Here is a 22382-nt window from a genome sequence, read left to right on the forward strand (position 1 = left end):
ACCCCGCCTCAGTAGGTGGCGGTCACGGTGATGGTGTCGGCGTAGACACCCACCGTGGCGGTGGCGCTGGACGGCACCCGACCGTACACGGTGAAGGACTGCAGCAGGCCGGTACCGGTGCTGCTGTTGAACACGGTGCCGTTGGTGCCATCGCCCCAGAGCTGGGTGCGCCCGGCGTCGCGGTAGAGGCGGTAGGCCAGGGTGTCCGTGCCGCTGGTCATGCGCCGGTCGGCCACCGTGGCGCCACTGCCCGTGCCGGCGTCGAGCGAGAGGCTGTAGGGGGTGCCCACGGTGCAGGTGGCGGTGACGACGGTGCTGCTGTCGGCCTGCACGCCGGGCGACACGATGCCGAATGCCAGGGGAATGCCGCCGACCACCGTGCAACTGGCCAGCACGGTGGCCGTGACGCCGAAGGTGGCGCTGCTTTGCGCGAGCGCGGGCAGCGCGGCCAGGCACAGGCCGGCGGCGGCCAGGGTGCGGCGGATGGGGGTGTGACAGCGGGACATGGCGACCTCCTGGACGGACATCGAGACCTCGGCCGCACGGTCCGGGTGGGGTGCGTGCCTGTCTGCGATCTCGGAGGCCCGCAATCTATCTTTAGAGGGCGCGCGTTTCGGGCAGAGGTTTTCTTGAGGTTTGACGCCAAGTCGCAAGCTTTCCCGGCATGCGGTGGCGCGCGCCGTCAAGGTTTCCCGGCAGGCCGGGCGGCGCGGCTCAGCTCGCCTGGCGAAGGGCCTCGGTGCGCTGCGCGAACTCCTGGCGCAGCTGCTTGCGCACGCGCGCGGCGGCCTGGCGGCGGTGCTCGTCGGGCGTGGCGGGCTTGAGCGGTGGCACCGGCACGGGCTTGCCGCCGTCGTCCACCGCCACCATGGTGAAGAAGCAGCTGTTGGCGTGGCGCACCACCTGCGAGCGGATGTTCTCGGCCACGACCTTGATGCCGACCTCCATGGACGAGGTGCCGGTGTGGTTGATGGACGCCAGGAAGGTGACGAGCTCGCCCACGTGGATGGGCTGCAGGAACATCACCTGGTCCACCGAGAGCGTGACCACGTAGCGCCCCGCGTAGCGGCTGGCGCAGGCGTAGGCCACCTGGTCCAGCAGCTTGAGGATGGTGCCGCCGTGCACATTGCCCGAGAAGTTGGCCATGTCGGGCGTCATGAGCACGGTCATGCTCAGCTGGTGGGAGGGGAGGTCCATGGCCGGTTCGATGGGGTGCGCGCGGGGTGCGCCAATGTACACGGCACGGGGGCCCCGCCGGCGCGGGGGCCGGCGGGGGCGGGCGGCCTCAGGCCAGCGCGGCGCTGGGGTGGGGCGCGGCGCTGGTGCCCGTGCGGGCGGCGCCGCGCAGCATCGCCACCAGCGCGCGCGCGTCGGCGGGCACCGTGTCGCCGCGCCAGACCACGTGCTGGTCGGGGCGGCAGAGCAGCAGCGCGTGGCGGTACTCGGGCGGGCGCCGCACTTCGCGAGAGACATCCAGCACCGTCAGCGGCACGCCGGCCTCGGCGGCGGCGTCGAGCAGCGGCTGGGCCTCGGTGTCGGCCTGCGCGAGCAGCAGCGTGTAGCCGGCGCCGAAGGCGTCGTAGAGCGATCGGCCGTCGGCCAGCCAGAAGTGCGGCGCGCGGCAGCCCGGCACCGTGGAGGGCGTGAAGTCACCCATGGTGTAGGCCGGCGGCGCCTCGCCATCGGCCGCGATGATGGGCGAGCCGCTGTAGTAGTAGCCGTAGTTCAGGCCCGCGCAGCAGAACTGCTGCACGTTGAGCTGGTAGGCCTCGTCGCCGATGAGGGCGCGCGCCGCCGCGCCGGCCGCGTCGTTGGCTTCGATGTTCGGCGGCACCGCGCTGCGCGCCTTGATCATCTTCTGCGCGTGGTCCATGGCGAAGCGCGACACCTGTTCGGTGATGGGCTGGCGTTCGGCCTCGTAGGCGTCGAGCATGGACGGGTCGGCCCAGCCCTGCACCTGCGCGGCCAGCAGCCACGACAGGTTGAGCGCGTCCGCGATGCCCGCGTTCATGCCGTAGCCGGCATAGGGCACCCACAGGTGGGCGGCGTCGCCGGCGATGAAGGCGCGCCGGTCGCGGAAGCGGTCGGCCACCAGGCGGCGGCCCACCCAGTCCTCCTTGGAGATGACCTCGTACTGGAAGTCGTCACCCACGCCCAGGATGTGGCGGATGCTCTGGTCGCGGTCCACCGAATCGAACTCGGTCTCGTGCGGGTTGAGGTGGTTGTGCACCAGCCAGGTCTCGCGGCCGTCGATGGCGAAGGCCGTGCCGCAGCGGCGGGGGTTCACCGAGTAGTAGCACCAGGCGGGCTTGCCGGGCAGGCGGCTCAGCAGGTCCTTGGCACGGATGTAGGTGGACTGCACGCGCTGGATCACGGCCGTGCCCTCGAACCGCGCGCCGATGGCCTTTCGCACGCCGGAGGAGCCGCCGTCGCAGCCGACCAGGAAGCGCGCGCGCACGCGGCGCGGGGTGCCACCGTCCAGGCCGACGAGCGTGGCCGTGACGCCATCGGCGTCCTGTTCGAAGCCGTCCACGCGCGTGCGGTTGAGCAGGGTCACGTTCGGTAGCGCCGCCGCGTGCTCCAGCAGGATGGGCTCCAGGTAGATCTGGTTGATGCGGTGCGGTGGCTCGGCGGTGGGCCACCAGGTGTCGGGGCCGCCGTTGTCGACGAAACGCTCCAGCCGGTTCGGGATGGGGATGCGGGTGAGCTCGATGCCCGTCATGGCGGTGCGGAACACCACGTCGTTGGGGTGTTCATCGGGCAGGCCCGCCTGGCGCAGCCGGTCGGCCACGCCGAGCTGACGGAAGCGCTCCATGGTGCGCGAGGCCACATGGTTGCACTTCACGCTGGGCGGCTCCTTGTAGGCGCGCAGCTCGGCGATGGTGACGCGCACGCCGCGCGCGGCAAGGTCCATGGCGAGCGTCAGGCCCACGGGGCCGGCGCCCACGATGAGCACGTCGGTGGACGACGCGCTGGTCGGGTCGGTCAGGGGGGCGGAGGGGTTCATTCGAGTTTGATGCCAGCGGTGCGGATCACCTTGGCCCACTTGGTGGTTTCGGACTTGATGTAGTCACCGAAGGCCTTGGGCGTGGTCGGCGCGGGTTCCACGCCCAGGCCGCGGATGGTGGCCTGCGTGGCGGGGTCGTTGAGCGCCTCGACCAGGGCCGCGTTGAGCTTGTTGACGATGGCGTCGGGCGTGGCCGCGGGCGCGACGATGCCGAACCAGCCCACCGATTCGTAGCCCGCCAGACCGGCCTCGGCCACGGTGGGCACGTCGGGCAGGGCGGGCACGCGCTTGTCGCTGGTGACGGAGAAGGCCTGCAGCTTGCCGGCGCGGATGTGCGGCAGCGCGGCGGGCAGGTCGGTCACGGCCAGCGGGATCTGGCCCGCCAGCGCATCCACGGCGGCGGGGCCGGAGCCGCGGTAGGCCACCTGCACGATCTTCGTGCCCGCCATCTGATCGAACAACGAGGCGGTGAGGTGCATGGCCGTTCCGTTGCCGCCGTGGCCGATGGTCAGCTTGCTCGGGTCGCGCTTGGCCAGGGCGATCAGCTCGGCCTGCGTGCGCACGCCCACCGACGGGTGGCCCACGAACACGAAGGGGATGGCCGCGACCAGCGAGACCGGTTTGAAGTCCTTCACCGGGTCGTAGGGCATTTGCGGGTAGAGGCTGACGTTGGCCGACAGCGCGCCGGCCGCGCCCAGGCCCACCGTGTGGCCATCGGGCTCGGCCTTGGCCACGGCGGTCAGGCCGATGTTGCCGCCCGCGCCAGGGCGGTTCTCGATCACCAGCGGCTGGCCCAGCTTCTCGCTCACGCGCGGGCCGATGGCGCGCACGATGGCGTCGGCGCTGCCGCCGGGCGGGAAGGTCACGATCACGCGGATGGGCTTGGTGGGCCAGGCGGCCTCGTTGGCCAGCGCGGGGGCGGCGAGCGCGAGCAGGGCGCTGGCGCCAAGGGCGGCGCCCAGCGCGCGCCGGAGGGCGGAAGGCTTCATTGACTTGTCTCCTGTTTCTGGTGGTGCTTGTCCGCCCGCGATTCAACCCGCTCCCGATTCATGCGTAAAGTAAAACTTATCGAACCATTTATTATTCGAACTCATGAATATGGACGCCCGCTTCATCCCCAGCATGCGCCAGTTGCGCGCCTTCGCTGCGGTTTTCCACCTGCGCAAGGTGAGCGCGGCGGCCGAGCAGCTGTCGGTCACGCAGTCGGCGGTGAGCCTGTCGCTGCGGCAGTTGGAAGAGGGCCTGGGCGCGCGCCTGTTCGACCGCACCACCCGCACGCTGCAGCCCACGCAGGCCGCGCTCGAGGCCATCGTGCTGGCCGAGCGCATCCTGCGCGACGCGGAGGCCCTGGGCGCGGGCACGCTGGAGCTGTCGCAGCTGCGGCGCGGGCGCGTGAGCGTGGCCGTCACGCCCACGCTGGCCGAGCTGCTGCTGCCGGCGGCCGTGGTGCGTTTTCGCGAGCGCCACCCGGGCATCCACGTCGATATCAACGACTGCGCGCCCGACCAGTTCGTCTCGCGCGTGGTGGGCGAGCAGGTGGACTTCGGCATCGGTGTGCCCGAGCAGGCCGGCGCCGACGTGGACACCGACACCCTGGTGCGCGACCACCTGGCGGTGGTCTGCCCGGCGGGCCATGCGCTGGCGGGCCGCTCGCGCCTGCGCTGGGCCGACCTGGACGGCCACCCGGTGATCACCGTGCGCCCGGGCTACGGCGTGCGCCCGCTGATCGACGCCAGCGCCGCGCGCGCGGGCGTGCGGCTGCGCGTGGTGCACGAGGTGACTTTCCTCTCCACCGCGCTGTGGATGACGCGCGCCGGCATGGCGATCGCCATCATGCCGGCGGCGTATGCGCGCGCGGCGCGGCCACAAGAACTGGCGGTGCTGCCGCTGAGCGCGCCGCGCGTCTCGCGCGACATCTGCATCGTGACCAAGCGCGGGCGCGCGCTGTCGCTGACGGCGCAGGCGCTGGTGCGCGAGGTCCGGGCGGCGTTGCGGGCCTAGCGAGCCGCGCCGGTCGAGGCCGGTGCGGACGCCAGGCCTCAGCGCTCGCGCACGCGCTGTCCCTCGCGCACCCCGTTGCCCGGGTACAGCACCACCCGCTCGCCAGCGCGCAGCCCGTCGGTGGCGACGGCCTGCTCGTTGCCGCGCGGCCCCAGGGTGAGGGCGCGCGCCCGCGCCCGCCCGTCCCCGTCCACCACGAAAACCTGCCAGCCGGTTGGTGTGCGCACCAGGGCCGCGTTCGGCACCAGCAGCGCGTCGGTCTGCGCCAGCGTCACGATGCGGGCCTCCACGCGGTAGCCCTCGCCCAGCGGCAACCGGTCGGGCCAGGGAGCGGCCGGCTCCACGTGCACGTTGACGCGCTGCTCCTCGATGCCGAGCGCGGACACCTTGGTGAACGCCACCGGCTCCACGCGCGTGACGCGCCCCGGCAAGGCCGGCAGGCCGCTGCCCGCCTGCAGCGTGACCGCCGCGCCCGGCGGCACGCGCGCCGCATCCCCCGACAGCAGGTCCACGATGGCTTCCAGCCGCGTGGTGTCGCCCAGCTCCATCAAGGCCTGCCCTGCGCCCACCGGGCCCGCGCTGTCGCGGTGCACCGCGATCACGCGGCCCGCGATCGGGCTGCGCAGCGTCCACAGGCCCTCGCTGGCCTCGCCGCCGCCGTCGGCGCGCGCCAGCGCCGCGCGCGCCTCGCTCAGGCCATGCGCCGCCACGCGCTGCTCGGCCTGCGCGCCGGCCAGGGCCTGGCGCGCCGCGGTGAGGTTGAGCTGCGCCTGTTCGCGCGCCGACGGCGCCACGAACTGCGCGCGCGCCAGTTCCTCGCTGCGCCGCGCGTCCAGCTCGGCCTGCGCCAGCGCGGCCTGCGCGCGCGCGGCCTGCGCCCGTGTGGCCGCCAGCGCGGCCTCGGCGCTGCCGACGCGCTGGCAGCAAGACCTCGCGCGTGCGGCTGTCGATCATCGATGGCGCCGCGGGCCGCAGCACCGCCAGCGGCTCGCCCTCGGCGACGGTGTCGCCCACCTTCAGGCCGGGCCGCAGCAGTTCGCCGGCGGTGGGCGCCGCCACGGTGTAGCGCTGCAGCAGCCGCAGCACGCCGTCCTCCTCGATGGATTGCTCGAAGTCGCCGCGCTGCACCGTGGCGATCTCCACCGGCAAGGCCGCGGGCCGCAGGGCCCAGACGAGCAGGGCGGCGATGGCCAGGGCCGCGGCCGTGGCGGCGGCGATCAGGCGCACGCGGCGCCTGGGTGGGGTCTTGTCGTCGTTCATTCGCGCACCTTCAGAACAGCCACCAGGTCGAGCCGGTCGACGTGGCGGCGCACGAGCAGGGCACTGGCCGCGCCAGCGGCCAGCACGATGAGCGCCGCCCACGCGTAGGTGGACGGCGCGATGACCACGGGAAAATCGATGTTGTCCGATGACATGAGGCGCATGAGCAGGCCGGCCAGGGCGCGCCCCGCGAGCAGGCCCAGCGGCAGCGCCAGCAGCAGCTCCACGGCGAGCTGGCCCAGCAGCAGCACCGAGACCTCGGCGCGCGTCATGCCCAACACGCGCAGGCTGGCCAGGTCCCAGGCGCGTTCGGACAGCGCGATGCGCGCGGCGTTGTAGGTGATTCCCACGGCCATGGCAATGGCGAACAGCGTGAGGATGGCGCTGAAGGCCCCCATGTTGTGCTGGGTGCGCTCGTCGAAGGTCTGTTGGACCGATCGCTTGTCGAACACCCCGCCGATCGAGGGCGCTGCCTTCACGGCCGACCAGAACGCCGGCATCGAGGCCGGGTCCACCTGCAGCACGGCTTGCGACAGGCCCGCGCCATCGCGCGTGAGGCCCTGCAGGGTGGACAGGCGCATGTAGGCCTGCTGACCCATGAGGGCGTGCACCTCGGCCACCACGGGCAGGTCGATCCGGCGCCGGTGGCCGGTACGGAACACCACCGTCACGGTGTCGCCCACGCGCGCGTCCAGCGCGCGCGCGAGCAGGTGCGACAGCACGAGGCCTTCGTCGGGCAGTTCCACCGCGCCGAGCGGATCGTCCACCACGCGCATCAGCCGCGCCTCCGGCGGCATGCCGGCGAGGCTGGCGTCTTTCCAGCGCGCGCCGTGGTGCACGCGCACGGCCTCGTTGCGGTAGCCCTCGGCCTGCAGCACGCCGGGCAGGCGGCGCAACTCGTGCAACACGCCCTCGGGCGCGCGCGGCTCGAACTGCAGCGCCACGTTGCCGGGCTGCACCTGGCGGAACTGCACGTCCACGATGTGGGCGATGGCGTCGAGCCAGAAGGCGCCCGAGATCTGCAGCGCCATGGCCATGGCCACGCCGCCGATGGTGAAGGCGGTGCGCCAGGGCCGGTGCTGCACATCGCGCAGCACCAGCAGCGGCGCGGCGCGCACGCGCCGGCCCGCCAGGCGTTCCAGCAGCGTGCGCCGGTAGTGCGGGGGGGCCGGTGGCAGCATGGCCTGGGCCGGGCGCAGCCGCACCACGGCGCGGATCGAGGCCCAGGTGCCCAGGCCCGCCGCCAGCAGCGACAGCAGCACCGACACGCCCACGGCGGCGGTCGTGGTGCGGTAGGCCAGGGCATCGAATCGGAACACCGGCTCGTACAGGCCCAGCATGAGCCGGCCGATGACGGCGCTGAGCAGCAGCCCGCCGAGCACGCCCAGGCCGGCCACCACCAGCGCCAGCTGCAGGTAGTGCCCGCCGATGACCGCGTCGTCGTAGCCCAGGGCCTTGAGCGCGGCGATCTGCGGGCGCTGCGTGGCCACCTGGCGCGCCAGCACGCCGTTGAGGATGAACATCGCCACGCCGAGAAAGATGGCGGGCAGCACCGTGCCCATCACGCGCAGCTGGTCGAGTTCGTCGTCCACCACGCGCGCCGAGAGCTGGTCGGCGCGCGCCACCGCGCCCAGCGAGCCATAGGGCTCGAGCAGGCGGTCCAGCGCGTCGATGACGGCTTCGCTGGAGGCACCGGTGTCCAGCCGCAGCGCCGCCTGGTTGAAGGCGCCTTGCAGGTCCAGCAGCTCGCCCAGGCGGCGCGCGTCGGTCCACCAGATGCCGAAGCTGCGTTCGTCGGGCGCGGCGCCGCCGGAGGCGAACACGTACTCGGGCGAGATCGCCAGGCCGACGATGCGCACCGTCTGCTGCCGGCCGTTGAGCACGGCCCGCGCACTGTCGCCGGGCTTGAGGCCGCGCGCCTTGGCGAAGGCCTCGCTCACCAATGCCTCCAGGGTGGTGCCCGCCTCGGGCCAGCGCCCCTCGCGCAGACGCAGGGCGTTGAGTCCCTGTTCGCCGCGCTGCACGCGCGCCAGGTCCAGGGCCACGAAGCGGCCCGTCACGGGCGGGCCGGGGTCGCCCAGGTCGACGCGCGCATCGAAGGCCAGGCCAGTCTTTACCTCGGCCACGCCGGGCAGGGCGGCGATGCGCTCGCGCAGCGCCAGCGGCGCGCGCTTGAGCGCGACGAACACGTCGGCCAGGCGGTGACTGGCGTAGAACCGGTCGCGCGCGTCGAGCAGGGACGCGTGCACCGAGAACAGGCCGACGAAGCCGCCCACGCCGATGGCCACGACCATGGCGATGGTCAGCACCTGGGCGCGCAGGCGCCACAGGTCGCGGCCCAGCTTGATGGTCAGCGCGCGCATGGTCCTGGCCTCGCTGCTCACCAGCTCAGCGCCGCGGCGGCGAGCTTGCTCGGGTTGGCCTGCACGGAGGCGATGCGCCCGTCGGCCAGGCGCAAGACGCGGTCGGCCATCTGCGCGATGGGCGCGTTGTGCGTGATGACCACGGTGGTGGTGCCCAGTTCGCGGTTCACCCGCTCGATGGCTTCCAGCACGCGCACGCCGGTGGCGCAGTCCAGCGCGCCGGTGGGCTCGTCGCACAGCAGCACCTCGGGGCGCTTGGCGATGGCGCGCGCGATGGCCACGCGCTGCTGCTCGCCGCCGGAGAGCTGGGCCGCGAAATGGTCCAGACGCCCTTCCAGGCCCACGAGCGCGAGCGCTTCCTCGGGCGCCATGGGATCGGTGGCGAGGTCGGTCACCAGGGCCACGTTCTCGCGCGCGGTCAGGCTGGCGATGAGGTTGTAGAACTGGAACACGAAGCCCACGTGCTCGCGCCGGTAGCGCGTGAGCTCGGCGTCGCTGGCGCCGGCCAGCTCGTGGGTCTGGCCGGCGTGCGTCCAGCGCGCCGAGCCGCCCGAAGGCGAGTCGAGCCCGCCCAGGATGTTGAGCAGCGTGCTCTTGCCGCTGCCCGAGGCCCCGAGCAGCACGACGAACTCGCCCGGCATGACGTCCAGGTCGACGCCGCGCAGGGCGTGCACCGCGGTGGGGCCTTCGCCGTACACCTTGGTGAGCGCGCGCGCGGAAAAGACAGGCGTGGCAGGCATGCCGGGGATTGCAGCATGGGGGCGGCCCCGGCCGCTTGACGAACGTCAAGCGCGGGCCTCAAGCTGGCGGATCGGGGACGGATGGGCACACCGCTTGCCGCTCGCCCGACGGCCGCCGTACGGCCACACGGCCACCCGACGCCAGGAACACGCCATGAACCCACCTTCGCCTTCGCCCCGCACCGAACACGATGCCTGGGGCGAGATCCACATCCCCGCCGACGCGCCCTGGGGCGCGCAGACGCAGCGGGCCATCGGCCACTTTGCCATTTCCACCGAGAAGATGCCGCCTGAGCTGCTGCACGCGCTGGCACTCACCAAGCGCTGCGCGGCGCGCGTGAACGCGGCCCTGGGCACGCTGGAGCGGCCCGTGGCCGACGCCATCGCGCAGGCCGCCGCCGAGGTGGTGGACGGCCGCTGGCCCGATGCCTTTCCGCTGTCGCTCTGGCAGAGCGGCTCGGGCACGCAGAGCAACATGAACATGAACGAGGTGATCGCGCGCCGCGCCTCGGCGCTGCTGGGCCGGCCGGTGCACCCGAACGACGAGGTCAACCTCGGCCAGTCGTCCAACGACACCATTCCCACCGCCATCCACCTGGCGGCGCTGCTGGGCGTGGAACGCGCCTTGCAACCGGCGCTGCGCACCCTGCGCGACACGCTCGCCGCCAAGGCCGAGGGCGTGCACGATGTGATGAAGACGGGCCGCACCCACCTGCAGAACGCGCTGCCGCTCACGCTGGCCGACGAGCTGCTGGCCTGGGTGGCGCAGCTCGATCAGGCCGGGGCCGCGCTGGCGCCGGCGCTGCGCGCGGTGCAGGGCCTGGCCATTGGTGGCACGGCGGTGGGCAGCGGCGCCAACGCCCACCCCGACTTCGGCCCGCGCATGGCCGAGGCCTTGAGCGAGGCCACCGGCCTGCCGCTGCGCCGCGCCGACAACCCCTACGCGGCCCAGGCAGCGCACGACGCGCTGCTGCAGCTGCACGGCGCGCTGCGGGGGCTGGCGCTGGCGTTGTGCAAGATCGCCGACGACCTGCGCTGGGAGGCCAGCCCGGGGCTGGGTGAATGGCGGCTGCCGGCCAATGAGCCCGGCAGCTCCATCATGCCGGGCAAGGTCAACCCTACGCAGTGCGAATCGCTGCTCATGGTGTGCGCGCAGGTGATGGGCAATGACGTGAGCATCGGCGTTGGCGCCACGCTGGGGCAGTTCCAGATGCACGCCGCCAAGCCGCTGCTGGCGCACAACCTGCTGCAGAGCATCCGCCTGCTGGCCGATGGCATGCGCAGCTTCGAGGAACATGCCGTGCGCGGCATGGAGCCCGATCGCGAGCGCATCGCGGCCACGCTGTCGCCCGCGATGCTGCAGGCCACGCTATTGGCCAAGCGCATCGGGCACGAGGAAGCGGCGGTGTTGTACCGCGAGGTCCAGGCCTCGGGGAGACCGCTGCGCGAGCTGGTGCTCGAACGTGGGCTGGCCAGCGCGGAGCAGTTCGATGCCTGGGTGAAGGGGGGGTGAGCCAAGGGCCGGGGCGGGCCAGCGTTGCAAGCCGACGACCGGGTGGATGGCCGAGTGCCGGGTGCTTCGCCCCGGCCAGCCCCGCAGCGCTCAAACCCGCTCGACGATCACCGCGATGCCTTGCCCCACGCCGATGCACATGGTGCACAGCGCGTAGCGCCCACCCGTGGCGTGCAGGCGGTTGACGGCCGTGGTGGCCAGGCGCGCGCCGCTGGCGCCCAGCGGGTGGCCCAGGGCGATGGCCCCGCCCCAGGCGTTCACGCGCGCATCGTCGTCCTTCAGGCCGAGCAAACGCAACACCGCCAGGCCCTGGGCCGCGAAGGCCTCGTTGAGCTCGATCACGTCCATCTGCTCCAGCGTGAGGCCGGTGAGCGCGAGCACCTTCTCGCTGGCCGGCGCGGGGCCGATGCCCATCACGCGCGGCGCCACGCCGGCCGTGGCCATGCCGACCACACGCGCCTTGGGCGTGAGGCCATGCTTGGACGCGCTCGCCTCATCGGCCAGCAGCAGAGCGCAGGCGCCGTCGTTCACGCCGCTGGCGTTGCCGGCGGTCACGCTGCCCTCGGGCTTGACCACGCCCTTGAGCTTGGCCAGCGCCTCCAGGCTGGTCTCGCGCGGGTGCTCGTCCTTGTCGACGATGACCGGGTCGCCTTTCTTCTGCGGGATGGTCACCGGCACGATCTCGCGCGCCAGGTGGCCGGCCTTCTGCGCGGCCACGGCCTTGAGCTGGCTGGCCAGGGCCATGCGGTCCTGGGCCTCGCGCTCGATCTTGTAATCCACCGCCACGTTCTCGGCCGTCTCGGGCATGGAGTCCACGCCATACTGCCCCTTCATGAGCTTGTTGACGAAGCGCCAGCCGATGGTGGTGTCGTACACCGCATTGGCGCGGCTGAAGGCGCTCTCGGCCTTGGGCATGACGAAGGGCGCGCGGCTCATGCTCTCCACGCCGCCGGCGATCATCAGGCCCGCCTCGCCGGCCTTGATGGCGCGCGCCGCGCTGCCCACCGCGTCCAGGCCCGAGCCGCAGAGTCGGTTGATGGTGGCGCCGGGCACCTCGATGGGCAGGCCCGCCAGCAGCGCGGCCATGCGCGCCACGTTGCGGTTGTCTTCGCCGGCCTGGTTGGCGCAGCCGTACAGCACGTCGACCACGGCGGCCCAGTCCACGGACGGGTTGCGCTCCATCAAGGCTTTGATGGGGATCGCACCGAGGTCGTCGGTGCGCACGCTGGACAGCGCGCCGCCGTAGCGGCCGAAGGGGGTGCGGATGGCGTCGCAGATGAAGGCTTGACGGGTGCTCATGGGTTCTCCGGAAGAAGTGAAGGGGTTCAGGCGGGCGTGGCCGGGGCGGCGATGGGCAGGCCCACGAGGCGCTGCAGTTCGTCGAGCGAGAGGCCCTCGACCGTGTCGATCAGGCGCAGACCCTGGGGCGTGCATTCGAGCGTGGCCAGGTCGCTGTAGATGCGCTTGACGCAGCCGATGCCGGTGAGCGGGTAGCTGCATTGCGGCACCACCTTGCTCGTGCCTTGCTTGGTGAGCAGGTCCATCATCACCCAGGTCTGCTTGGCGCCGATGGCCAGGTCCATGGCGCCGCCCACGGCCGGGATGCTGCCGGGCTCGCCGGTGCTCCAGTTGGCCAGGTCGCCCGTGGCCGAGACCTGGAAGGCGCCGAGCACGCAGATGTCGAGGTGGCCGCCGCGCATCATGGCGAAGCTGTCGGCGTGGTGGAAGAAGGCGCCGCCGGGCAGCAGGCTCACGGGCTGCTTGCCGGCGTTGATGAGGTCGTAGTCCTCCTGGCCGCTGGCGGGCGCCGGGCCCATGCCGAGGATGCCGTTCTCGCTGTGCAGGATCACCTCGATGCCCGGTGGCAGGTGGTTGGCCACCAGCGTGGGCTGGCCGATGCCCAGGTTCACGTACGCGCCGTCGTGGATGTCTTGCGCGACGCGCTTTGCGAGCGCGTCCTTGGTGCGTCGGGTGTAGCTCATGCCGCCTCCTTGAAACCGCCGGCCTGCGTGGCCACGCGCGCAATCTTCACCACCGCGCTGACGTGGATGCCTGGGGTAACGATGGTTTCGGGGTCGAGCGCGCCGAGTTCGGCGATGTCGAATACGCTGGCGATGCAGCGCTTGGCGGCGGTGGCCATCACCGGGCCGAAGTTGCGCGCGGCCTTGCGGTAGACCAGGTTGCCCCAGCGGTCGCCGCGCTCGGCCTTGATGAGCGCCACGTCGCCGTGGATGGGGTACTCCAGCACATAGGGCCGGCCGTCGATGACACGCGTTTCCTTCGGCGAGCCGTCGGCGTTCTTGGCGAGCTCGGTGCCGTAGCCCGTGGGCGTGAAGAAGGCGCCGATGCCCGCGCCCGCGGCGCGCAGGCGCTCGGCCAGGTTGCCCTGGGGTACCAGTTCGAGCTCGATCTGCTTCGAGCGGTACAGGCCGTCGAACACCTGGCTGTCGGCCTGGCGCGGGAAGCTGCAGATGATCTTGCGCACGCGCCCGGTCTTGAGCAGCGCGGCCAGGCCGTGCTCGCCGTTGCCGGCGTTGTTGTTCACCACGGTGAGCTCGCGCGCGCCCTGTTCGATCAGGCCGGCGATGAGTTCGTTGGGAATGCCGGCGGTGCCGAAGCCGCCGATGAGCACGGTGGCGCCGTCGCGCACGCCGTGCAGGGCCTCGGCCACCGAGGAAGCGATCTTGTTGATCACGGGGGTTGGTCTCCGGACGGAACGCTGAAACAGCGGGGAGGGGCGCTTGCCGTGTCGATCGCCAGATGTTCTAATGACGAACACTTGTTCGATTGACGAATCATTCTAGTCGCCCACCAAAGCCCATGGCAACCCACGCCCGTCGCGCACCCGACGCCCCCACGCCCGGTGACGGCTACGTGCAGTCTTTCGCGCGTGGTCTGGAGGTGATCCGCTCCTTCAGCGCCGAGGCGTCCGAGCAGACCCTGTCCGAGGTGGCCGCGCGCAGCGGGCTCACGCGCGCCGGCGCGCGGCGCATCCTGCTCACCCTGCAGACGCTGGGCTACGTCGAGGGCGACGGCAAGCTGTACCGCCTCACGCCGCGCATCCTGGACCTGGGCTTCGCTTACCTCACGTCCATGCCGATATGGAACCTGGCCGAGCCGGTGATGGAGCGCCTGGCGGACGCGGTGGGCGAGTCGTGTTCGGCGGCGGTGCTGGACGGCAGCGACATCGTCTACGTGCTGCGTGTGCACACGCACAAGATCGTCTCGCTCAACCTCAACGTGGGCACACGCCTGCCGGCCTACTGCACCTCGCTCGGCCGTGTGCTGCTGGCGGGGCTGGACGACGCCGAGGTGAAGGCGCGGCTGAAGGCCAGCGAGCGGCGCGCGAACACGCGCCACACGGCCACCGAGCCGGCCGAGATCCTGGCGCGTGTGCAGCAGGTGCGTCGCCAGGGCTGGGCGCTGGTGAACCAGGAGCTGGAGGAGGGCCTGATCTCCATCGCGGCGCCGGTGAGGAGCCGCGCGGGCGCGGTGATCGCGGCGCTCAACGTGTCGGGGCAGGCGAACCGCACCTCGGCGACGGTGATGAAGGAGCAGCTGCTGCCGAAGCTGCGGGCGGCGGCGGACGAGGTGTCGTCTTTGCTGGGACGCGCCGGGCGGGGGTGAGTCGGTCGCTTGGGCCGGCCGTCCTGCGCTCCTCGCCTGCGCATAGTCGCCCCCAGCGGCCGGGCCCAAGCCCTCGGCTGGCGATGGGCGGGCGATCGCCGCGAAGCATTGGCGGGCGTGCGCCCTGGCGCGGATGTGGGCCGAGTGGTTTCGTGTCGACTGCGATCGCGGCTCACGGCCAGGAGCGGGCTCTTACCAAGCGCGGCGGTGGTGAACTCAGGCGCTTAGGCGTTCAGGAGAAACTTTTCGCTTTCAACTGCGGCGACCACGGCAGCCAATGTGAGTTCTGGCGACAGGCTTCGTATGTCCAGCACATGCTTGTTCAGCGCCCCAAGAGACGACAACTGGCGATGCAGGGATGCAATCACTTGCGCATCGGTGAGCGTGTCGCCGCCACGGGCTTGGCAGCGCGCAATTGCGCTGTCGACATCGATCTGAAGCACTATGTAGTGAAGGCGCGCCGAAAGCCCAATGAAGGCGTCCAGGAACCACGGCCCGACGATGCCATCCACGATGACAAAGTAGCCACCCTTCGCATAGCCCTCCGCCGCCTGGGCCAACACCTTGACGACCGTTTCGTTTTGTTTGTGCGCCGATTCCAGAAAAGGTGGGATCGCTCCGTGCTTGATGAAGTGCCAGAAGTCATCGCAATGAAGATGCACCTTGGGCGAGCCCGATGTCGCTGCTAGCGCCTTGGCGGTGGTCGTTTTCCCCGCGCCTGGAGTACCGGTAAGGATGAGGATGTCTTTTGCCTGATTCATTGAGGACCGGATTCTGCAGCGCGTTGTGGCCAGTGCCAAAGACGGCTTCGGGCCCCCAGCCGGCACCCGGAAACGAAGCAGGTGCCCCGTGGGTGCACCAGGGCGCCTTCCCTGACACCCGCCCACCCGCGGCCCCTTCACCCCGACCCGCCCAACACCTTCCTCGGCGCCTGCCCGAACTGCTTGGCGAACATCTTTCCGAAGGCCGACGCGCTCGCATAGCCGAGTTCATCCGCCAACTGCCCGATGTTCATGCCCTGGTCGCTCAGCGCGAAGGCGCGCATCAGCCGCGCCTGCTGGCGCCAGCGGTGCAGGCTCAGGCCCGTTTCCTGCGGGAACAGCCGGATCACGCTGCGCTCGGACAGGCCCACCTCGCGGCCCAGTTCGGCGATGGAGGCGGCCTCGCCCGGGTTCTCGATCAGCCACTGGCACAGGCGCGCGAGCCGCTTGTCGTCGGGCAGTTTCAGGGACAGGGGCCGGGGCTCCAGCCAGCCCACCTCGTCCACGATCAGGTCCATCAGGCGCGCGTCGGCGCTGTCGAGCGCGTAGCGCGGCGGGATCGTCATCGCGCGCAGGATCAGCTCACGCAGCAGCGGTGTGATCGCCAGCACCTGGCAGTCGCGGCCCTGGCCCGTGACCGTGCCGGGCTGGAAGTACAGGGTCCGCATCTCGACCTCGGTGTCCATGCGGATCTGGTGAACGGTGTGCGCGGGCATCCACATGCCGTGGCTGGGCGGCAGGGTCCAGATGAAGCCCTTGGCGCGGATCGTCATGACGCCACGGATGGCGTAGATCAGCTGGTCGCGCGCGTGCAGGTGGGGGGCGATTTCCATGCCGGCCGGATCGGAGCGCGCCAGCGCGGCCACGGGGCGCGGCACCCGGTTGGCGGCCTGCGCGTCGGCGCTGGGACCCCGGCGCAGCACGCCGGGACGGCTTGGCGGTTTTGGACGCATTTCTGGCGGTCTTGAATTTCTTCCGCGCAGCTTAACCGGCGATGATCGCCCCCATGCACAACAAGACCACCCAGACCCTGTTGAACGTGGGCCACGCCATGGACCACATGATGTTGCTGATCTTCGCCACCGCGGTGACCAGCATCGCCACCGAGTTCGGCCTGGCGCGCTGGGAAGACCTCATGCCCTACGGCGTGGCGGCGTTTTTCTTCTTCGGCATCGGCTCGCTGCCCGCAGGCAAGCTGGGCGATCACTGGGGCCGGCGCAAGATGATGCTGGTGTTCTTCTTCGGCATGGGCCTGGCCTCGCTGCTGGTGGCCGCCACGAACACGCCGCTGCAGATGGCGTTCGCGCTGGCGCTGCTGGGCGCCTTCGCGTCGATCTACCACCCGGTGGGCATTCCCATGCTGGTGCAGGGCGCGCCGCGCCCGGGCTGGACCATCGGCGTGAACGGCCTGGCGGGCAACCTGGGCGTGGCCTTCGCGGCCATCGTCACGGGCTTTCTCGTGAAGTACGCGGGGTGGCGTGTGGCCTTTGTGGTGCCGGGGCTGCTGTGCCTGGCCTGCGGCCTGCTGTTCGCTGTCTACGGCTCGCGCGAGAGCGCGGCGCCAGCCAAGAAAAAGGGCGGCGCGGCGCAGGTGTCCGGGGTGCCGATGGCGCGGCTGTTCCTCATCATGACCATGGCCGCCACCAGCGGCAGCCTGTTGTTCAACTTCTCCACCAACGCCAACTTCGAGCTGCTGACCGACCGCCTGCGCGAGGTCTCGCAGGACCCGGCGCGCATCGGCACGCTGCTGGCGCTGGTCTACGCGGTGGCCTCGGTCACGCAGCTCATCGTGGGGCACCTCATCGACCGGCACTCGCTCAAGCGGCTCTACATCGGCGTCATCACCCTGCAGGCGCTGCTGCTGTTGCTGGCCACCACGCTGAACGGCTGGGCCTTCCTGCTCATCCAGCTGCTGTTCATGTCGGCGATCTTCGGCGCCATTCCCTTCACCGACGCGATGATCGTGCGCTTCGTCGACGACGGCATGCGCTCGCGCGTGGCCGGCATGCGGCTGGCGGTGTCGCTGGGCGCCAGTTCGGTGGCGGTGTGGCTGATCGGGCCGGTGGTGAAGGCCGCAGGCTTCACCGCCTTGCTGGGCGTGATGGCGGTGACCTCGGTGGTCACGCTGCTGGTGCTCACGCAAATGCCGCGCACGCCCGCGCCGGTGCCGGCGCCGGTGGGCTGAAGGGGGCGGCGACCCCGTCTCGCCGGACTAGAACGCCAGGTGCCGTGAGCCGGGTTCGAGCCAGGCCACGGCCGCCAGGGCCTCGCGGTCCACGTCCACGCTGAGCACCGTCACCTGGCAGGCCTGGCCCGACACCGGCACGGTGGTGGTGCGCTGCTCGGGCGTGGTGCCAGCCTCGAACAGGCCTGGCTCGATCGACAGCCCACTGCCGATGGCCTTGAGGCAGGCTTCCTTGCGCGTCCAGCAGCGCAGGAAGGCGCGCAGGCGCCCGGCCTCGGGCAGGGCCAGCAGTTCGCGGCACTCGGTGGCGGTGAAGTTGCGCTCGGCCAGGGCCATCAGCTCGCCCATCTCGCGCGGCGCCTCGATGTCCACGCCGATGGGCGTTTGCCCGCCGATGCCGATCAGGGCCCAGCGCCCGCTGTGGCTCATGTTGAAGGCCGGCGCGCCGGGCAGGTCCAGGCGCGGCTTGTCGTGGCTGCCCGCCCCGAAGCGCAGGCTGGCCGCCGCCACGCCTGTGCGTTGGGCGAGCAGGTGGCGCAGGGCGCTGTGGCTGGCGCGGTAGCGGTGGGCGTCGCGCTCGAAGTGGAAGCGCGCGGCGCGCGCGCGCTCGGCGTCGTCCAGCCAGTCGCCGGGGGCGGGCGCCTCGTGTTCGCGCGCCGGGACCTCCAGGTCCACCAGCCACAGCTCGATGCCCGGGGCCGCGAGGGGCGCCTGTTGCTTGATCCGCATCCTTGGTTACACCCTCGTGGGCCGTTGCGTGAATATTTACTACCTATCTTTGGCCGGTGCCCGTCTAATCGCCTGCCGGCCCCGGCCGACATTCTGTAACGGGTATTCGGAGGCCCCCGGATTTCACCAGTTCTTCACTCTGCGCACGGTGCTCGCATGGAACTTGATACAGGTAGAGGAAGGAACGTGATGAAAGGCACTGAAATAGGGGGTCGGCGGAGCCGCCCGAGACGATACATTCGGTAACATCGAAGGCCAAAAACCCATACGTTCCCTCTACATGGGGAGCAGGTGCGCCCACCTGGGCGAGCCAGAGGAAGTCATCATGCAACGCAGGGTCGCACCAGCCGTCGACGCTCAGGTCTCCAGCCGCCGGGGCGCGCCATGAACAGCCCGTGGTTTCAGCGCTTCGTTCCCCGTCCCGGCGCGCGCCTGCGCCTCTTTTGTTTCGCCCACGCCGGCGGCAGCGCGGCGGTCTATCGGCCCTGGTGCAATGCCTTGCCCGACGCGGTGGAGCTGATCGCCATCCAGCTGCCCGGGCGGGCCAATCGCCTGAACGATCCGGTGGTCACGCGGCTGGACACCATCGTCGAGGCCGTGGTGGCCGCGTTGAGGCCGCACCTGGACCGGCCGTACGCGCTGTTCGGCCACAGCATGGGCGCCGTGCTGGCCAACGAAGTGGCGCGCGCGCTGCGCCATGAGGGCGCGCCCCAGCCCGGGCACCTGTTCGTCTCGGGCCGGCGCCCGCCGCACTGGCCCAACCCCGACCCGCTGCTGCACGTGTTGTCCGACGCCGATTTCGTGGCCGAGATCCAGCGCCGCTACGGCGGCATTCCGCCCGAGGTGGCCGAGCACGAGGAACTGATGGCCATGCTGCTGCCGTCCCTGCGCGCCGACATCCACGCGCTGGAGACGCACGCGCCGCTCGCCGGGCGCCCGCCGCTGGCCTGCCCGCTGTCCGTGTTCGGCGGCTCGCACGACCCGCTGACGCCGCGCGAGCACCTGGAGGCCTGGCGCAACGAGTCCAGCGGACCCTTCCGCTTGCGCGTGCTGCCGGGCGACCATTTCTACCTGAACGCCCAGCGCGACGCGCTGCTGGCCGAGGTGTCGGCCAGCCTGGCACCGCTGCTGGGGAGGGTGGTGGCATGAGCCCGGCACGGCCGCCCGAAGGGGCTCGCACCGCAGCGCGTTGCGCGCAGGTGTCTCGAATTCGCCCCGCACGGCCGCCCGAAGGGGCTCGCACCGCAGCGCGTTGCGCGGGGTTCTCCGAATGAGCCCGAATCCACCGATGCCCATCGCTGTCGTCGGCATCGGCTGCCGCTTTCCCGGAGGCGTGACCGATCCGGCGGGCTTCTGGCGCCTGCTGGCCGAAGGGGTCGACGCCATTGGCGAGATCCCCACCGACCGCATCGACCTCGGCCATTACTTCGATCCGCGCCCGGCCACGCCGGGCCGCATGATGACGCGCTGGGGTGGCTTCCTCGAGGGCATCGACCGCTTCGACGCCGGCTTCTTCGGCATCTCGCCGCGCGAGGCCGAGCGCCTGGACCCGCAGCAGCGCCTGCTGCTGGAAACCGCCTGGGAAGCTCTGGAGGACGCCGGCCTCGATGCGCGCGCGCTGGACGGCTCGCGCACCGGCGTGTTCGTGGGCCAGTGGCTCAGCGACTTCGAGGCCCGGCTGTTCGCCGATCCCGAGGGCGTGGATTTCTTCATGACCACGGGCAGCGGCCGCTACGCCAGCTCGGGGCGCCTGTCCTACCTGCTGGGCCTGCGCGGCCCCAGCCTCACGCTGGACACGGCCTGCTCGTCGTCCCTGGCCGCGGTGCACCTGGCGGCGCGCAGCGTGCGCAGCGGCGAGAGCGAAGTCGCCATCGCCGGCGGCGTGAACATCATCTTGCAGCCGCACATCAGCGTGGCCTACTCGCAGAGCCGCATGATGGCGCCCGATGGCCGCTGCAAGTTCGGCGACGCCCGCGGCGACGGCTATGTGCGCAGCGAAGGCGCGGGGCTGGTGGTGCTCAAGCCGCTGGACAAGGCCCTGGCCGACGGTGACCGCGTCTACGCCGTCATCCGCGGCAGCGCGCTCAACAACGACGGCCGCGCCAGCGGATCGATGGGCACGCCGAGCCAGGCCGGCCAGGAGGCCCTGCTGCGCAGCGCCTGCGAGGACGCGGGCATCGACCCGGCCCAGGTGGGCTACGTGGAAGCCCATGGCACGGGCACGCGCGCGGGCGACCCGGTCGAGCTCGGGGCCATCGCCGCCGTGCTGGGCGCCGGACGCGACGCCGCGCAGCCGGTGCGCGTGGGCTCGGTCAAGACCAACATCGGCCACACCGAAGGCGCGGCCGGCGTGGCCGGCCTCATCAAGGCGGCCCTGGCCCTGCACCATGGGCGCATCCCGCAGAGCCTGCACTGCCAGCAGCCCAACCCCGCCATTCCCTGGACCGACATTCCCGTGGTGGTGGCGCGCGAGGCCACGCCGTGGCCACGCGGTGAGCAGCCGCGTCTGGCCGGCGTGAGCGCCTTCGGCATCGCCGGCACCAACGCGCACGTGCTGCTGCAGGAAGCCCCCGCCGCCACCACCACCCCGCCCGCGCCGCGCCTGGCGCCGGCGGGCGAGGCGGCGCTGCTGGTGCTCAGCGCGCGCGACGAAGGCGCCTTGCGCGCCCAGGCGCGGCGCTTCGCCGAGGTGTTGTCGGATGGCGCGTCCCTGGCCGACCTGTGCTGGAACGCCGCCGTGCGCCGCACGCCGCACGAACACCGCGCCGCCTTCGTGGCCGGTGACGCCGCCGCCATGGCCGAGGCCCTGCGCCAGCACGGCGATGGCCAGGCGGCCGCGGCCGAAGGTCGCGCGCCCGAGGCCCGCCCGCGCATCGCCTTCATCTGCCCCGGGCAGGGCGCGCAGTGGGACGGCATGGCCCGCGAACTCATGGCGCGCGAGCCCGTGTTCAAAGCCGCGCTGCAGCGCTGCGACGCGGCCGCGCGGCCCTACGTCGATTGGTCCATCGTCGAGCAACTGGCGCTCGAACCCGGCGATCCGAAGCACCTGCTGGAGCGCATCGACGTCATCCAGCCCGTGCTGGTCGCCATCGCCCTGGCCTACGCCGAGCTGTGGCGTTCGCTGGGTGTGCGGCCCGACGCGGTGGTGGGCCACAGCATGGGCGAGGTGGCGGCGGCCTGCATCGCGGGCGCCCTCAGCCTGGACGAGGCGATGCGCATCATCTGCCGCCGCAGCGCGCTGATGCGCCGCACCAGCGGGCAGGGCGCCATGGCCCTGGTCGACCTGCCCATGGACGAGGCGCAGCGGCGCCTGGCCGGCCACGAGCACGAGGTCTCGGTGGCGGTGAGCAACAGCCCGCGCTCCAGCGTGATCTCCGGCCGGCCCGAGGCCGTGCAGGCGCTGATGGCCGCCTGGGAAGCGCAGAACGTGTTCTGCCGCCTGGTGAAGGTGGACGTGGCCTCGCACAGCCCGCAGATGCAGCCGCTGGCCGAGCAACTGCGCGCCGAACTCGCGGGGCTGAGCCCCGGGGCGCTGGCCGTGCCGCTGGTCTCCACCGTGCTGGCTCGCCGCGCCGAGGCGCACGAACTGGGCGCCGCCTACTGGGGCGACAACCTGCGCCAGCCGGTGCGCTTTGGCGCCGCCGTGCAGCGCCTGCTCGACGATGGCGTCACGGTGTTCATCGAACTGGGGCCGCACCCGGTGCTGCTGCCCTCGGTGGAGCAGACCGCGCAGGCGGCGGGCGCCGAGGTGGCGGTGATCGGCTGCGCGCGCCGCGGCGAACCCGAACAGGCGGCCTGGCTCGCGGCCGTGGGCGCCGCGTTCTGCGCCGGCGTGGCGCCCGACTGGTCGCGCCTGATGCCCGAGGGCGGGCGCTTCCTGGCCTTGCCCACCTACCCCTGGCAGCGCGAGCGGCACTGGATCGCCGCCGCCGAGCGGGCGGCCGCGGGCGCCCAGGGCCACGGGCGGACGGTGCCCAGCCAGCACCCGGTGCTGGGCGCGGGCATCGAACTCGCGGGCGCCCCGCGCGGGCGCCCTGTGGGCGCTGAGCCTGGACCCGCAGCGCGTGCCCGCCTGGTTCGGGCACGCCTTGCACGGCAGCGCGCTGCTGCCGGCCTCCGCCTACCTCGAGCTCGCGCTCGCGGCGCGCGCGCGCGCTGTCGCCCGGGCAGCCCCTGGCGCTCGAGGGCCTGAGCTT

The 22382-nt window shown here is 71.9% G+C and carries 20 protein-coding genes; 7 read left to right on the forward strand and 13 right to left on the reverse strand.

Translation table 11 applies throughout. The features are described 5' to 3' along the window. Nucleotides 1-8 precede the first annotated feature (8 nt). The 4 genes from SOM08_RS09385 to SOM08_RS09400 all read right to left on the reverse strand — a co-directional run bounded on the left by SOM08_RS09385 (nucleotide 9) and on the right by SOM08_RS09400 (nucleotide 3996). Complete coding sequence (locus SOM08_RS09385) at nucleotides 9-506, reverse strand: spore coat U domain-containing protein (protein WP_116957721.1); 498 nt, start codon at nucleotides 504-506, stop codon at nucleotides 9-11. 208 nt (nucleotides 507-714) lie between these two features. Beyond that, nucleotides 715-1197: an acyl-CoA thioesterase gene (locus tag SOM08_RS09390; protein ID WP_116957722.1), complete on the reverse strand. Its 483-nt coding sequence runs from the start codon at nucleotides 1195-1197 to the stop codon at nucleotides 715-717. Between the two features lie 88 nt (nucleotides 1198-1285). Next, nucleotides 1286-3007, reverse strand: a complete 1722-nt coding sequence (locus SOM08_RS09395) for an FAD-dependent oxidoreductase (protein WP_322470553.1) — start codon at nucleotides 3005-3007, stop codon at nucleotides 1286-1288. After that, the gene (locus SOM08_RS09400) at nucleotides 3004-3996 is read right to left on the reverse strand and encodes a Bug family tripartite tricarboxylate transporter substrate binding protein (RefSeq protein ID WP_070398041.1); all 993 of its coding nucleotides are present in this window, start codon (nucleotides 3994-3996) and stop codon (nucleotides 3004-3006) included. The genes SOM08_RS09395 and SOM08_RS09400 overlap by 4 nt, the downstream gene beginning before the upstream one ends. Before the next feature lie 103 nt (nucleotides 3997-4099). On the opposite strand from SOM08_RS09400, the gene SOM08_RS09405 reads away from it, so the two are divergent. Continuing rightward, complete coding sequence (locus SOM08_RS09405) at nucleotides 4100-5008, forward strand: LysR family transcriptional regulator (protein ID WP_116957724.1); 909 nt, start codon at nucleotides 4100-4102, stop codon at nucleotides 5006-5008. A 38-nt stretch (nucleotides 5009-5046) separates the two neighbouring features. Here SOM08_RS09405 and SOM08_RS09410 read toward each other — a convergent pair whose 3' ends face one another. Further along, nucleotides 5047-5802 (reverse strand): efflux RND transporter periplasmic adaptor subunit, encoded by a 756-nt coding sequence (locus tag SOM08_RS09410; RefSeq protein WP_322470554.1) that lies wholly within the window; start codon nucleotides 5800-5802, stop codon nucleotides 5047-5049. 143 nt (nucleotides 5803-5945) lie between these two features. Here SOM08_RS09410 and SOM08_RS09415 point away from each other — a divergent pair, with 143 nt between their 5' ends. After that, the gene (locus SOM08_RS09415) at nucleotides 5946-6074 is read left to right on the forward strand and encodes a hypothetical protein (protein ID WP_322470555.1); all 129 of its coding nucleotides are present in this window, start codon (nucleotides 5946-5948) and stop codon (nucleotides 6072-6074) included. Nucleotides 6075-6264: 190 nt separating this feature from the next. Here SOM08_RS09415 and SOM08_RS09420 read toward each other — a convergent pair whose 3' ends face one another. Then, nucleotides 6265-8631: an ABC transporter permease gene (locus tag SOM08_RS09420; RefSeq protein WP_322470556.1), complete on the reverse strand. Its 2367-nt coding sequence runs from the start codon at nucleotides 8629-8631 to the stop codon at nucleotides 6265-6267. A 17-nt stretch (nucleotides 8632-8648) separates the two neighbouring features. Further along, a complete protein-coding gene (locus tag SOM08_RS09425) occupies nucleotides 8649-9371 on the reverse strand; it encodes an ABC transporter ATP-binding protein (RefSeq protein ID WP_116957727.1) in 723 nt (240 codons plus the stop codon). Nucleotides 9372-9525: 154 nt separating this feature from the next. Between SOM08_RS09425 and SOM08_RS09430 the strand changes: the two genes are divergently transcribed. Beyond that, entirely contained in the window at nucleotides 9526-10884 is a 1359-nt protein-coding gene (locus SOM08_RS09430) for a class II fumarate hydratase (RefSeq protein ID WP_322470557.1), read from the forward strand. A gap of 90 nt (nucleotides 10885-10974) precedes the next feature. Here SOM08_RS09430 and pcaF read toward each other — a convergent pair whose 3' ends face one another. The 3 genes from pcaF to SOM08_RS09445 are packed head-to-tail and all read right to left on the reverse strand — an operon-like array spanning nucleotide 10975 to nucleotide 13579. Then, nucleotides 10975-12183 (reverse strand): 3-oxoadipyl-CoA thiolase, encoded by a 1209-nt coding sequence (gene pcaF / locus SOM08_RS09435; RefSeq protein ID WP_116957729.1) that lies wholly within the window; start codon nucleotides 12181-12183, stop codon nucleotides 10975-10977. A gap of 26 nt (nucleotides 12184-12209) precedes the next feature. After that, complete coding sequence (locus tag SOM08_RS09440; RefSeq protein WP_116957730.1) at nucleotides 12210-12866, reverse strand: 3-oxoacid CoA-transferase subunit B; 657 nt, start codon at nucleotides 12864-12866, stop codon at nucleotides 12210-12212. Beyond that, a complete protein-coding gene (locus SOM08_RS09445; protein WP_116957731.1) occupies nucleotides 12863-13579 on the reverse strand; it encodes a 3-oxoacid CoA-transferase subunit A in 717 nt (238 codons plus the stop codon). The genes SOM08_RS09440 and SOM08_RS09445 overlap by 4 nt, the downstream gene beginning before the upstream one ends. 125 nt (nucleotides 13580-13704) lie before the next feature. On the opposite strand from SOM08_RS09445, the gene SOM08_RS09450 reads away from it, so the two are divergent. Beyond that, nucleotides 13705-14511 (forward strand): IclR family transcriptional regulator domain-containing protein, encoded by an 807-nt coding sequence (locus SOM08_RS09450; protein WP_116957732.1) that lies wholly within the window; start codon nucleotides 13705-13707, stop codon nucleotides 14509-14511. Nucleotides 14512-14735: 224 nt separating this feature from the next. Here the strand turns inward: SOM08_RS09450 and SOM08_RS09455 are convergent, their stop codons facing one another. Together SOM08_RS09455 and SOM08_RS09460 are read right to left on the reverse strand one after the other, a co-directional pair. After that, complete coding sequence (locus tag SOM08_RS09455) at nucleotides 14736-15272, reverse strand: AAA family ATPase (RefSeq protein ID WP_116957733.1); 537 nt, start codon at nucleotides 15270-15272, stop codon at nucleotides 14736-14738. A gap of 137 nt (nucleotides 15273-15409) precedes the next feature. Further along, a complete protein-coding gene (locus SOM08_RS09460) occupies nucleotides 15410-16195 on the reverse strand; it encodes a helix-turn-helix transcriptional regulator (protein WP_322470558.1) in 786 nt (261 codons plus the stop codon). 83 nt (nucleotides 16196-16278) lie between these two features. Here SOM08_RS09460 and SOM08_RS09465 point away from each other — a divergent pair, with 83 nt between their 5' ends. Then, a complete protein-coding gene (locus tag SOM08_RS09465; RefSeq protein ID WP_245980811.1) occupies nucleotides 16279-17457 on the forward strand; it encodes an MFS transporter in 1179 nt (392 codons plus the stop codon). A gap of 27 nt (nucleotides 17458-17484) precedes the next feature. On the opposite strand, the gene SOM08_RS09470 is transcribed toward SOM08_RS09465, so the two are convergent. Further along, nucleotides 17485-18186: a 4'-phosphopantetheinyl transferase family protein gene (locus SOM08_RS09470; protein ID WP_116957736.1), complete on the reverse strand. Its 702-nt coding sequence runs from the start codon at nucleotides 18184-18186 to the stop codon at nucleotides 17485-17487. Between the two features lie 384 nt (nucleotides 18187-18570). Between SOM08_RS09470 and SOM08_RS09475 the strand changes: the two genes are divergently transcribed. Both SOM08_RS09475 and SOM08_RS09480 read left to right on the forward strand, forming a co-directional pair. Beyond that, nucleotides 18571-19335 (forward strand): thioesterase II family protein, encoded by a 765-nt coding sequence (locus SOM08_RS09475; protein ID WP_322470559.1) that lies wholly within the window; start codon nucleotides 18571-18573, stop codon nucleotides 19333-19335. Nucleotides 19336-19474: 139 nt separating this feature from the next. After that, the gene (locus tag SOM08_RS09480; protein WP_322470560.1) at nucleotides 19475-22378 is read left to right on the forward strand and encodes a type I polyketide synthase; all 2904 of its coding nucleotides are present in this window, start codon (nucleotides 19475-19477) and stop codon (nucleotides 22376-22378) included. Nucleotides 22379-22382 lie beyond the last annotated feature (4 nt).

The organism is Hydrogenophaga sp. SNF1 (assembly GCF_034421675.1).
Lineage (GTDB): Bacteria > Pseudomonadota > Gammaproteobacteria > Burkholderiales > Burkholderiaceae_C > Hydrogenophaga > Hydrogenophaga borbori.

What these genes read in the sequence shown, in the direction of transcription:
- SOM08_RS09440 (WP_116957730.1), bottom strand. Translation starts at nt 12,866, where the DNA reads ATGAGCTACACCCGACGCACCAAGGACGCGCTCGCAAAGCGCGTCGCG.
- SOM08_RS09405 (WP_116957724.1), top strand. Translation starts at nt 4,100, where the DNA reads ATGAATATGGACGCCCGCTTCATCCCCAGCATGCGCCAGTTGCGCGCC.
- SOM08_RS09420 (WP_322470556.1), bottom strand. Translation starts at nt 8,631, where the DNA reads ATGCGCGCGCTGACCATCAAGCTGGGCCGCGACCTGTGGCGCCTGCGC.
- SOM08_RS09390 (WP_116957722.1), bottom strand. Translation starts at nt 1,197, where the DNA reads ATGGACCTCCCCTCCCACCAGCTGAGCATGACCGTGCTCATGACGCCC.
- SOM08_RS09470 (WP_116957736.1), bottom strand. Translation starts at nt 18,186, where the DNA reads ATGCGGATCAAGCAACAGGCGCCCCTCGCGGCCCCGGGCATCGAGCTG.
- SOM08_RS09425 (WP_116957727.1), bottom strand. Translation starts at nt 9,371, where the DNA reads ATGCCTGCCACGCCTGTCTTTTCCGCGCGCGCGCTCACCAAGGTGTAC.
- SOM08_RS09480 (WP_322470560.1), top strand. Translation starts at nt 19,475, where the DNA reads ATGCCCATCGCTGTCGTCGGCATCGGCTGCCGCTTTCCCGGAGGCGTG.
- pcaF (WP_116957729.1), bottom strand. Translation starts at nt 12,183, where the DNA reads ATGAGCACCCGTCAAGCCTTCATCTGCGACGCCATCCGCACCCCCTTC.
- SOM08_RS09475 (WP_322470559.1), top strand. Translation starts at nt 18,571, where the DNA reads ATGAACAGCCCGTGGTTTCAGCGCTTCGTTCCCCGTCCCGGCGCGCGC.
- SOM08_RS09385 (WP_116957721.1), bottom strand. Translation starts at nt 506, where the DNA reads ATGTCCCGCTGTCACACCCCCATCCGCCGCACCCTGGCCGCCGCCGGC.
- SOM08_RS09450 (WP_116957732.1), top strand. Translation starts at nt 13,705, where the DNA reads ATGGCAACCCACGCCCGTCGCGCACCCGACGCCCCCACGCCCGGTGAC.
- SOM08_RS09395 (WP_322470553.1), bottom strand. Translation starts at nt 3,007, where the DNA reads ATGAACCCCTCCGCCCCCCTGACCGACCCGACCAGCGCGTCGTCCACC.
- SOM08_RS09465 (WP_245980811.1), top strand. Translation starts at nt 16,279, where the DNA reads ATGCACAACAAGACCACCCAGACCCTGTTGAACGTGGGCCACGCCATG.
- SOM08_RS09455 (WP_116957733.1), bottom strand. Translation starts at nt 15,272, where the DNA reads ATGAATCAGGCAAAAGACATCCTCATCCTTACCGGTACTCCAGGCGCG.
- SOM08_RS09430 (WP_322470557.1), top strand. Translation starts at nt 9,526, where the DNA reads ATGAACCCACCTTCGCCTTCGCCCCGCACCGAACACGATGCCTGGGGC.
- SOM08_RS09400 (WP_070398041.1), bottom strand. Translation starts at nt 3,996, where the DNA reads ATGAAGCCTTCCGCCCTCCGGCGCGCGCTGGGCGCCGCCCTTGGCGCC.